The organism is Streptomyces sp. NPDC057654, assembly GCF_042800135.1.
Taxonomy (GTDB): domain Bacteria; phylum Actinomycetota; class Actinomycetes; order Streptomycetales; family Streptomycetaceae; genus Streptomyces.
This window is the reverse complement of the sequence record NZ_JBHVHQ010000801.1, coordinates 1-3963: the sequence shown is the minus strand read 5'-3', so window position 1 is coordinate 3963 and position 3963 is coordinate 1. Positions and strand designations below refer to the sequence as shown.

At 74.5% G+C, this 3963-nt stretch carries 4 protein-coding genes and 1 pseudogene; all 5 read right to left on the bottom strand.

The annotated features are described in order from the left end of the window. Positions 1-109: 109 nt before the first annotated feature. Entirely contained in the window at positions 110-1531 is a 1422-nt protein-coding gene (gene pcaB, locus ACFU99_RS36140; RefSeq protein ID WP_384400610.1) for a 3-carboxy-cis,cis-muconate cycloisomerase, read from the bottom strand. After that, complete coding sequence (gene pcaG / locus ACFU99_RS36135; protein WP_384400607.1) at positions 1518-2117, bottom strand: protocatechuate 3,4-dioxygenase subunit alpha; 600 nt, start codon at positions 2115-2117, stop codon at positions 1518-1520. Before pcaG ends, pcaB begins: the two co-directional genes overlap by 14 nt. 78 nt (positions 2118-2195) lie before the next feature. Beyond that, positions 2196-2981, bottom strand: coding sequence for a protocatechuate 3,4-dioxygenase subunit beta (pcaH, locus tag ACFU99_RS36130; protein ID WP_384400604.1), 786 nt, complete (start codon positions 2979-2981; stop codon positions 2196-2198). Further along, positions 2978-3766, bottom strand: coding sequence for a CoA-transferase subunit beta (locus ACFU99_RS36125; protein ID WP_384400601.1), 789 nt, complete (start codon positions 3764-3766; stop codon positions 2978-2980). The genes pcaH and ACFU99_RS36125 overlap by 4 nt, the downstream gene beginning before the upstream one ends. After that, positions 3763-3963: pseudogene (locus tag ACFU99_RS36120) on the bottom strand (CoA transferase subunit A); the annotation flags it as partial. The pseudogene ACFU99_RS36120 and the gene ACFU99_RS36125, both read right to left, overlap by 4 nt.

Sequence of the window (3963 nt, the reverse complement as noted above, 5' to 3'; positions counted from 1 at the left end):
AGCACGGGCAGTTGGGGCTCCCAGACGGCGAGCGAGGTGCCGAGGGAGGGGCCGAGCAGCAGCGGCGTCCCGCCGTCGCCGTCACCGGTGACCTTGTGGTGGAGGCTGGTCATATGTCCGTCCTGGGCAGGCGCCGAAGGGCGCGGTCGGTCAGTTCCGGGGCGTGGCCGAGGTAGTCGGAGGGGTCGGCCAGCCGCCGGAGCCGGTCCTCGGAGACCTTCTCCAGCGCCCCCGGCTCCTCCGTCGCGAGCGCCTCCGCCAGCACATTGGCCAGTGGTACGTGCTCGGCAACGGCGCGGCGGGCGGCCGCGGCCACGAGGTCCTTGGCACGGGCGCGCCCGAGCATCGGGCTCAGCGCGGCGGCGATCCGCTCACTGGCCATCAGGCCGCCGGTCGCGTCCAGGTTCTCGCGCATCCGCTCCGGGAACACCGCCAGCCCTTCGGCGAGTTCGGCTGCCTGCCGTGCCGCACCGCCCGCGAGCCGCAGGAGTTCGCGCAGCGGCTGCCACTCGGCGTGCCAGGCCCCGGCCGGGCGTTCGTCCTCGGCGGCGAGCGCCCCGACGAGGACCCCGGCGAGTGCGGGCGCCTGGCGCGCCGCCGCGGCGATGAGCGTGGCCCGCACCGGATTGCTCTTGTGCGGCATGGCGGACGACCCGCCCCCGCCCCCCTCCGCCACCTCGCCGATCTCCGTACGGGAGAGGACGAGCACATCGGCCGCCATCTTGCCGAGCGCCCCCGCACAGAACGCGAGCGCCCCCGCGAGGTCGGCTACGGGCGTACGGAGCGTATGCCAGGGCAGTTCGGGCTCGGCGAGCCCGGTCTCAGCGGCGAACTGACCGAGCAGCCGCAGGGCGCCGCCGCAGGGCGCCTGGCCGTCGCCGAGGTCCGTGGAAGCGAAAGCGTCGAAGGCGGCCAACGTCCCGGCCGCGCCGCCGAGTTGGGCGGGCAACTGGGCTCGTACGGCGGCGAGCCGGTCGTGGGCGTCCAGGGCCAGGGCGCGCCAGCCTGCGGCTTTGAGGCCGAAGGTGGTGGGGACGGCGTGCTGGGTCAGGGTGCGGCCGGGCATGGGGGTGGTGCGGTGGGCGGCGGCGAGGCGATGCAACGTCTCGGCGGTGCGAGCCAGTTGGCCGGTGATCTCCGGCAGGGTACGGGCGGCGACCAGCATCAGCGCCGTGTCGAGGATGTCCTGACTGGTGGCGCCGCGGTGCACGTACGCCGCCGCCTCGGGGTCCGTACGGGCGACGGCCGCGGTGAGGTCGGCGACCAGGGGGATGACGGGGTTGCCGCCGGCGCGGGCGCGCAGGGCCAGGTCCCGTACGTCGAAGGAGTCGGCGCGGGCCGCCGCCATGACGGCGTCGGCCGCCGCCCGAGGGGCCTGCCCGACGGCCGCCTGGGCCCGGACCAGGGCGGCCTCCGCGTCGAGCATCGCCGCGAGGCAGGCGGCGTCCCCGGTGGCGGCCTCCGCGGCGGACCCGGCCCAGGCCGGGGCGAGCAGCCCCACGTCCGGGAAAGCGGCGTCAGCGGAACTCAAGGAAGACCGTCTCCTCCTCGCCTTGCAGGCGGATGTCGAAGCGGTGCAGGCCGTGCGGTTCGGCGACGGCCAGGAGGGTGCGCCGCCGTCGCGGGGTGAGTGAGGACAGCAGCGGGTCGGCGTCGGCCGCCCCGGTGCCGTCCGTGAGGTAGGCGCGCGTGAAGAGGTGGTGGAGCAGGCCGCGGGCGAAGACGCACACGCTGATGTAGGGGGCGTCGGGGCCGCCGGTCGGGCCGGGCGGGAGCGTACGGACGGCCCACTGCCCGTCGGCGTCGGTGGCACACCGGCCGAACGCCGTGAAGTCCGTGCCGTCGCGGCCGAGGAAGCCGCCGTCGGCCGGGTCGCGGCGCATGGAGCCGGGCCGCCCCCGGAGCGTCCCGTCGGGCCCGGCCTGCCAGGTCTCGACGAGGGCGTCCGGTACGGGGTCGCCCGCGCCGTCCAGGACGCGGCCGTGCAGGGTGATCGCGTCGGGCCGCCCGGCGGGCGCCACGTCCGCGCCGCCGGGGTAGGGCAGCGCGTAGCCGTAGAAGGGGCCGACGGTGTGGGAGGGGGTGGGTCGGTACTCGCCCGCGAGATCGGTGTTCACCGCGTTTCGCCTCACAATTCGCCTCACAAGGGGTGGGATCACCGGTGGTCGGAGGAGGTTCGGGGCCGGCGTCGGCCCTCAGTCGGCGCCTTCGCGCCATGTCGCCGACGGGCCGTCGAGGACGATGTCCCAGCGGTAGCCGAGCGACCATTCCGGCCGGGAGAGCTCGTGGTCGTAGGCGGCGACGAGGCGTTCGCGGGCGGCGTCGTCGGTGACCGATTGCAGGATCGGGTCGTGGGCGAAGAGCGGGTCGCCGGGAAAGTACATCTGGGTGATCAGGCGCTGGGTGAAGGCCGTGCCGAAGACGGAGAAATGGATGTGGGCGGGGCGCCAGGCGTTCGTGTGATTGCGCCAAGGGTAGGCGCCGGGCTTGACGGTGGTGAAGCTGTAACTCCCGTCGTCCCCGGTCAACGTCCGCCCCGCTCCGGTGAAGTTGGGGTCCAGCGGGGCTGGGTGACGGTCTCTCACGTGGGCGTAGCGGCCTGCCGCGTTGGCCTGCCACAGCTCGATCAGCTGCCCGCGCACCGGCCGTCCCCGACTGTCGAGCAGCTTGCCGGAGACGGTGATGCGTTCGCCCAGCGGCTCCCCGGCGTGCCGAACCGTCAGGTCGTTGTCGCACTCGGTGACGTCGGTGGGGCCGAAGACCGGGGTGTGCAGCTCCACGGTCTCCGGGTCCCCGGCTACGGCCACGAGTGGCTGCCGGGGATGACGGAGCAGGCTCGACCGGTAGGGGGCGTAGTCACGGGCGGGGTGGTCGGCGGGCGGTGCGCCCTCGGCGCGCGCCTTGGCGTAGGCGGCGCGCAGCGCAGCGATCTCGGCGCTGATCTCCGCCTGCGTGGGCGGCCGGGACATGCCCTGGCTCATGCTTCGTCCCTCCCCGCCGCCTTGAGGGCGCGCAGCTCGCGGAGTTCTTCGGCGGTCGGCGGCGCGGTGGTGCCGACCGGTTCGGCGGTGCGGAGCTCCCAGCCGGTGGCGGCCCGTACCTGCTCGGCGGTGACGCCGGGATGCAGTTCGGCGAGGGTCAGCTCGGAGGTGGCCGGGTCGGGGCGGAGGATGCCGAGGTCGGTGATGACGGCGACGGGCCCGCGGCCGGGCATCCCGAGCTTCGTACGGTCATGGGGCCCGTAGCCGTGGCCGAGGGTGGTGACGAAGTCGAGCCGCTCGACGAAGCCGCGCGTGGAGTGGCGCAGTACGAGCAGGACTTCGCCGCAGTTGGCGGCGATCTCCGGTGCGCCGCCCGCCCCGGGGAGTCGGCCTTCCGGCTTGCCGGGGCCGCGGTCGACGACGGTGGTGTTGACGTTGGCGAACCGGTCGACCTGGGCGGCGCCGAGGAAGCCCACGTCGATCCGGCCGCCCTGGAGCCAGTAGTTGAAGACCTCGGGCACGGGGACGACGGCGTCGGCGGTGTCGGCGAGTTCGCCGTCGCCGATGGACAGCGGCAGCCGGGTGGGCTTGGACCCGATGGTGCCGGATTCGTAGATCAGCACGAGGCGGGGGTTGACGGTGCGTCGGGCGAGGTTGGCGGCGGTGCTGGGCAGCCCGATGCCGACGAAGCAGGTACGGGCGCGGGCGAGCGCGCGGGCAGCGTTGACCTCCATCAGCTCGTCCGGGGTGAACTCCTGCTCCTGGGACGCTATATGACCGGTCATCGGGCGGCGGCTCCTTCGTTCAGCACGTTCTCCGCCAGCCAGGCCCTGAACGTCTCGCGGTCGCGGGCGACGGCGTCCCATGCCTGGTAGAAGGCGTTGTCGCGGACGGAGTACCCGCTCGCGTAGGAGGGGTGCGCGCCGCCCGGCGCGAGGACGACCGCGTCGACGGTCCAGCCGGGCAGGACGACGGCGCCGGG

Bases quoted from the DNA above. Each gene is read 5' to 3' on its own strand.
- pcaH (WP_384400604.1), bottom strand. From the start codon at position 2,981: ATGAGCCAGGGCATGTCCCGGCCGCCCACGCAGGCGGAGATCAGCGCC.
- ACFU99_RS36125 (WP_384400601.1), bottom strand. From the start codon at position 3,766: ATGACCGGTCATATAGCGTCCCAGGAGCAGGAGTTCACCCCGGACGAG.